Below are 6,732 nucleotides of genomic sequence, written 5' to 3'. Positions count from 1 at the left end.
GGTATGGTCCAGGGCGTCACGTGCAAACGCAGAAAAGAAGGCAGTAGTGTCAGTTGGTCAAGGCCACCCGGAAGGCTCCGAAGAGCTCCGTAAATGGTTGTCCGGGCTCAAGCCCGTCACCGGGGCGGATACGATGCTGCGCTTCACCAAAACCCCCGAAGGCTCCATCGACCTGACGCATGCCCACCCGTCCGGCCTCGCCCAGCTTATGGCCGGTCGCAAGACCCGGCTTTCCACGCTGATCCGGGACCGCCAGCAGTACGTCGTCGCGGCCAGGGCTTCCCGCAACATCCGGTCCAAAATTTTCGAGCTTGCCAACGACCGCGGCATCGATGCCGGCTACTTCTCGGCAGGCACAGTGGTGTGGACTTCCGCGGTGGGCGGCAAACCACAGCGCATCTCGGCGCCCGTGATGTTGACGGCGATTTCGCTCACCGTCCGTCCGGGGGAGGACGACTACGAGCTGCAATTAACCGAGCAGGCCCATATCAACCCGGCCCTGGTGCGGCACCTGAAAAACGTCCACGGAATTGTCTTCGACGTCAACGCCGTCACCCGGCTCGCCTACAGCACTGCCCGCTTCGATCCCCAGCCGGTCCTGGACAAACTGGCTGCGCTCATCCGGCCCATCCACGGTGCCGAGGCGCAGCACAACCTGCTGGTTTCCACCTTCGCGGACCTCTCCGGAAACCTGGACGACCCCTGGATCAACGACTCCAACCCCATCGTTTCCAACCTCGCCATCGCAGCAGGCGGCGAAGTGGTGGACATCGAAGAGCCGGACCCATCCCGTTTCCCGCCGCTGGACAGCAGGCACCCCAGGGACGAGATGCTCCTGCTGGACGCGGACATCGACCAGCAGTACGTAATCGACGCCGCCCGCGCCGGCGATTCCCTCGTGGTCAGCAGCCCCCCGGGCACCGGCCAGACCCAAACGGCCATCAACACCATCGGTGCCCTGGTGGACGCCGGCAAGACAGTGCTGGTCGTCGGCGACCGCCGCGCCAGCCTCAACGAAGTGTCCGGCCAGCTCGATAGCCTGGGCCTTGAGTCCATCCTGTTCCAGCTGTCCGGTAACGTTACTCCGCAGCAGCTCAAGGGCCAGCTGGTCCGGGCAATCGTCCGTAACGAAAAATCCCTGGAACCCCAGCTGGGGAACCTGCACAACACCCTGACTGAGCACCGCCATGCCTTGATGGACCATGTGGCGTCCCTGCACAACGTCCGCCAGCGCTGGGGCTGCTCGCCCTACCAGGCCATGCAGTCGCTCGCTGAGCTGACGTCCATCCACCCGGCACCCGCCACCACCGTGCGGCTGAAGCGCAGTGTCCTGGACAGCATCCGGGACCGGGATGAGCTTGCCGGCAGGCTCCGGCGCGCGGCGGAGCTGGGAAGCTTCAGCAAGGCGTCCACCACCAGCCCCTGGCACGGGGCGCGCCTCCTCACACGCAAGGAGACCGAGGAAGCCCAGGACCTGGTCCGGGACGTTGAGAAGAGCCTGCCGGTGCTGCGGGAACGCATGAACGCGGTGGCCGAGCATGCCGAGATCCGGCTGGGCGCCTCCTTCGCCGAATGGGGCGAACAGCTCGAGCTCCTGGTGGCCGTACGGGGGAGCTTGGACAAGTTCACCCCTGACATCTTCGACCGGCCGGTCACCGACCTCATTTCGGCTACGGCGCCGTCTGCCTGGCGCCGTGAGCGGGGCATCGAGATGACCTCCATGCAACGGTCACGGCTGCGCAGGGTCGCCAAGGAATACGTCCGGCCCGGCGTCCACATAGCCGACCTCCACAGCTCCCTGGTCCTGGTCCAGGAACAGCGTGCGCTCTGGGCTGGCTACGCCACCACGCAGCGCCACCCGGCGGTGCCGTCCGGACTTGCCGAGATCAGCATGATGTACCGTTCCCTGGAACGCGAACTGGCCCAGCTGGGCGAGGCCCTCCGGCACACGGAGGCGGGCGGCTCGCTGTCCACTGTCCGGTATGAAGTCCTGATGGAACGGCTCGAGCGGCTCGTGGCGGACACCGACACCCTCAAAACGCTGCCGGAGCGCACCCTCCTGGTGGAGAACATGCGCGAGCACGGGTTGGGTGAGCTCCTGGCGGACCTGGCGGAGCGGGAGGTCCCGGCAGGTTCGGTCGCAGCGGAACTTGAACTCGCATGGTGGCAGTCGGCGCTTGAAGCGATGATCAGCGGAGACGATTACCTCGCCATGTCCGACGGCGACGCCCTGCGGCAGCTGGAGGCCGAGTACCGGCTGGCGGACAACGCGCACATCGCCAGCGGTGCTGCCCGCCTTCGGTGGGACCTGGCGGAACGGTGGCGGTCCGGCATAGCGGCCCACCCCCGCCAGGCCGACCTCCTGCGCAGCCTCCTGAAGGACGGCAGGGTGTCCCTGCCCGCGCTGACTGCACAGGCTCCCGACCTGATCGGCACCCTCGTTCCAGTCTGGTCCGTCAGCCCGTACCTGATGACCGGCCTGCTGCCCGCGGAGCAACACTTCGACGCGGTGGTCATCCTGGACGCCGAAGCGACGTCGCTCCAGGCTGTGCTGCCATCCATCGCCCGTGCCCGCCAGGTCATTGCCTTTGGCGACGCCATGATTGCCAGCCCACGAACGTTCACCGTGGGGGTAGAGCGGCTGGCCGCAGGCGAGACGGCCCACCAGCGGGTGGAGAGCGCCTTCAAAGCGCTCTCTGCCGTGCTTCCCGTGTGGCGGCTCAACTTCGTTTACCGCGCAGTGGACCAGGACCTGGTCCTCCAGCTCAGCAAGAACTTTTACGACGGCGCCCTGCGCCGCCTTCCCGAGGGCCAGTCGGCTACCGGCCTGGACCGGTCCCTGCTGGTGGAGTACCTGCCGGACGGCACCGGACTGCCAAGCGCGGACCACGAAGGCGTGGAGTCGGTGGTGGCCGAGGTCAACCGGGTGGTGCAGCTGGTTTTCGAACACGCACGCACCCGTCCCCGGACATCACTGGCAGTGGTCACGGCGAGCCTCCGCCATGCCGCCCGGATCGGGGAGTCCATCCGGCTCCAGCTGCCCAACCACCCCGGCCTGGCCGGTTTCTTTGGGGCCGGTCCGGAGTCCTTCAGGGTAGTTGACCTGGAACGGGCCCAGGGCCTGGTGCGCGACCACGTCATTTTCTCGCCGGGCTTCGGACGCACCCCGCACGGGCGCGCCCTGCACAATTTTGGTCCGCTCTCCGCGGAAGGGGGCCGGGAGAAATTCGCCCTGGCCATGACCCGGGCACGCCGCTCGATCCACGTGTTGACCTGCTTCCGGCCTGAGGACCTTGACCACACCCGGCTGACGCACGGCGCGGTGGACCTGTACTCATTACTGGACCGCGAAATTTCGGGCAATACCGATTTGGGAACTCCCGCTTCCCGGGCCGCAGCCAGCGAACAAGCACTTGGTGCCGATCCTCTGGTGGCTGACCTGGGAGACAGGCTCCGGGCACGCGGTGCCAGGGTCTGGCACCAGTACGACGGCGCCATCGACGTCGTGGCGGCCGCAGATCCGCTGAGCACCATGGGCCAGGACGAGACCGACCTGCCGTGGCCCGTGGCGATCGAGTCTGACGGTACCGAGCAGTACCGCACCATGAGCGTGCGAGAGCGGAGCCGGCTGCGGCCGCAGCTGCTGGAGCGGCTGGGGTGGCGGTACATGCCGTTGTGGACCATTGAGGTGTTCACTGATCCGTCGGCCTGCGCCGACCGGATTGCCGCTTACCTGGGCCTTGAGCGGGCAGTGCTTCGGGACCGGACGTCAACCTCCACAGGATTCCTTGACGACGACGTGGACCAGGCGCTCAATGGTATCGATGCCGGGGAGCAGGCACGCCGCCGGCCACAACAGAGGAACCTGGACAGCAAGGAGGCGGTCTCCATGGCCCCTGATCAGAACACCAACGGCGCGGCCGCGGGGCAGTCCGCCCCTGCCGGCCCGGCCCCCGAAGAGGAGCAGGGCCAAGGGGAAGCCAAGGTGCAAGGCCAGGACGTGACGCCAGGGATTCTGCCCACGAAGGCCGCGGAGGATGACCCGCGGCGCTGGGGCGACGCCGACGACGACCACGACGCCTGGCTGAAGGAACAAAAGCCGCCGCACTGGGGCTGAGTGACAAGGTCTGAGGTATTAACCCGATAGCAGGTTTACGGAGTTCAGGGTCCAACGAGAACGAAGAACAGTTTTCCCTGTGTGGAGGCCCCCGCCAGCCGGGCAGCCTGCTCGGCGCTTGCCGCCACCACGATAAGACCGTCAGTCTCGGCGGTGCCCAGCCACTGCCCGCTGTGGCCGCCCTTGCCGGACGTCCACAGGACCGGCACGGATGTTGCCAGGACCTCGGACGGTGCCTGCTGGTCGAAGCCGTTGGTTGCCGTCAGCACCACGTTCACCAGCTGCCCGGGCGAAACGAGCTGGATGGATGACGGGTCGGCCATCCGCAGGGGCACGGCGGCCGAGCCTGGAGGAGTGCCGGCCAGGAGCCCGGGACCGAGCAGCTGGGCATCCGTCAGGAGCTGGCCCTTGCGCAGGGGGGCCGCGAGCTGCTTGCCGGCCAACTCGCTTTCTTCGTCCAGGAAACCCGCCGCCATCATGTCCGGCGGTACCTGCACGTGCGCAAGGTCGGACGCTGCCATGGCTGAGCCGGCAGGCAGGTCCCGTGCGGCAGCCAGGGCCGTGACCGTGTGGACCGGCGCGGGAGTGAGCTGATGGACGGTGATTGAAGCCGCAGCGCAAAGCAGGAGCGCCACCGCGAGCCTGCGGTTGCGGCTTAGCCATCCGCCAACGCGGACCGCTGCGGGCGGGCGACCGGAACGGCGAGAGGTGCGCGGATAGCGGGCGGCAGCCCGGCCGGAACGGGGAAGGTTTGCAGGCATGGTGCCTACGCTATGGCCGCGGGACTACCCGGAACAGGAGTGCGGTGAGCTATGTGGACAAGCCGGAAGGCCGGCGTCGAACAGCCCTGCCTAGCTGGCTGCGGCAGCCGCCGGAGCGGACGTGGCAGGTGCCGCTGCGGGAGCGGACGCGGCAGCAGCCGGGGCAGGCGAAACGGCGCTTCCCTTGGAGTCCCGGGAATCGGTGCGGTAGAAGCCCGAACCCTTGAATACGACACCCACGCTGTTGAACTTCTTGCGCAGCGTCCCCTGGCACTCAGGGCAGGAGGTCAAAGTACTGTCCGAGAACGACTGGACGATGTCGAAGGCATGGCCGCAATCCTTGCAGGCGTACGCGTACGTTGGCACTGGTGCTCCTCCTCTTGGGCAAACGAGAGGTCCCGTGCTGCCTTGACGAATGTTCCCGTCCTTTAGCAGTCGCAGGGCCTGAGTGCCAATTCTAGCATCCCTGCACCATTGGACCGTGGGACTCAGTGGTGACCGTTGAGCGGCAGGAATCCGGACGGTGCCAGGACGGCGGGGACGGGGCGGTCGAACTCCTCTTCAGGGATTTCCCCGGCGGGAAGCAGTTCTTCATCGTAGATAACGGCAGCCAGCGGAATATTCTTCCCAGCGGTGGCGAGATGGCCCAAAAACTTGTCGTAGTAACCTCCGCCCTGCCCAACGCGGTTGCCCGAAAGGTCCACGGCGGTGGCGGGGATGAAGAGAGCGGCAGCCGTTCCGGCCACTTCGGGTCCATGCCTGTCACCCTTGGGTTCCAAAATGGGGGCGTACCGGCTCTGCTCGACGCCGGCATCCGGGTTCCAGTAGACCCAGGCAAGCTCCCGCCCCGGTTCGCAGACGGGCAACAGGACGTGGTGGCCGCCGGTGTGGAGTGCATTGATCAACGGAAGGGTGGGCGGTTCAGCGCCCACGCCCAAGTAAACGCAGAACGTGGCAGGAGTACCACCGGCCAGGGATGCCGCCCAGCCTGCGCCGTGGCGGGCGATCGCAGCCCCCGCCCACTCCAGCTGCTGCGTCGTCAGGGCGGCGCGTCTGCGGCGGTGCGCGGTACGGATCCTGGTCTTGGTTGCCTTGGCGTCCTCAAGCACTGTATTCCTCCATCGGTTGCCTTGCGGCCGTGTGCGCTGCTGCCGCAGGTACCTGCGGCAGCTCAATGATTACTGAATGCTTGACGCTGACGTTAGATTAGTCGGGTGACTACCAGTAACCCGAGAGTTCGCAAAGCCGTTATACCCGCTGCCGGACTCGGCACCAGGTTCCTGCCCGCCACCAAGGCCATGCCCAAGGAAATGCTTCCGGTCGTGGACAAGCCTGCCATCCAGTACGTGGTTGAGGAAGCCGTGAACGTGGGCCTCCATGATTTGCTGATGATCACCGGGCGGAACAAGCGGGCCCTGGAAGACCATTTTGACCGGGTGCCGGCCCTGGAGTCCACCCTCGAAGACAAAGGGGACACAGCGAAGCTGGCGTCCATCCAGGCTGCCAGCAACCTTGGGGACATCCACTACGTCCGCCAAGGCGACGCCAACGGTCTCGGACACGCTGTCCTCCGTGCAAAACAGCATGTGGGCAACGAAGCCTTCGCGGTCCTCCTGGGTGACGACCTCATCGATGCACGCGACGAACTCCTCAGCACCATGATCGAGGTGCAGGCGAAAACGGGAGGGTCCGTGATCGCCCTCATCGAGGTGGAACCCTCACAGATCAGCGCGTACGGCTGCGCGGACATCGCGGAAATTGACGGCGAGGACTATGTGCGCGTCAACCGCTTGGTGGAGAAACCGGCGGCCGATGAAGCTCCTTCCAACCTTGCGGTCATTGGCCGATACGTCC

Annotated in this window: 5 protein-coding genes; 2 read left to right on the top strand and 3 right to left on the bottom strand. The window is 66.4% G+C overall.

Translation table 11 applies throughout. The features are described from left to right. Nucleotides 1-46: 46 nt before the first annotated feature. Complete coding sequence (locus AC5RWX_RS28770; RefSeq protein WP_494099653.1) at nucleotides 47-4,117, top strand: AAA family ATPase; 4,071 nt, start codon at nucleotides 47-49, stop codon at nucleotides 4,115-4,117. Nucleotides 4,118-4,161: 44 nt separating this feature from the next. Here AC5RWX_RS28770 and cpaB read toward each other — a convergent pair whose 3' ends face one another. The 3 genes from cpaB to AC5RWX_RS28755 form a co-directional block, all read right to left on the bottom strand. Then, nucleotides 4,162-4,878 carry a Flp pilus assembly protein CpaB gene (cpaB, locus tag AC5RWX_RS28765; protein ID WP_494099652.1) on the bottom strand — a complete coding sequence of 239 codons (717 nt, stop codon included), beginning with the start codon at nucleotides 4,876-4,878 and terminating at the stop codon, nucleotides 4,162-4,164. 90 nt (nucleotides 4,879-4,968) lie between these two features. After that, complete coding sequence (locus AC5RWX_RS28760) at nucleotides 4,969-5,244, bottom strand: FmdB family zinc ribbon protein (RefSeq protein WP_494099651.1); 276 nt, start codon at nucleotides 5,242-5,244, stop codon at nucleotides 4,969-4,971. A gap of 122 nt (nucleotides 5,245-5,366) precedes the next feature. Further along, a complete protein-coding gene (locus AC5RWX_RS28755) occupies nucleotides 5,367-5,987 on the bottom strand; it encodes a 5-formyltetrahydrofolate cyclo-ligase (protein ID WP_494099650.1) in 621 nt (206 codons plus the stop codon). Between the two features lie 105 nt (nucleotides 5,988-6,092). On the opposite strand from AC5RWX_RS28755, the gene AC5RWX_RS28750 reads away from it, so the two are divergent. Then, the coding region (locus AC5RWX_RS28750; protein WP_494099649.1) for a UTP--glucose-1-phosphate uridylyltransferase at nucleotides 6,093-6,732 on the top strand (640 nt) is incomplete at its 3' end.

It is taken from the genome of Arthrobacter sp. SPT-J7, assembly GCF_059089965.1.
Note: the sequence above shows the minus strand (reverse complement) of the source record. Positions and strands in the feature narration are given on the sequence as shown.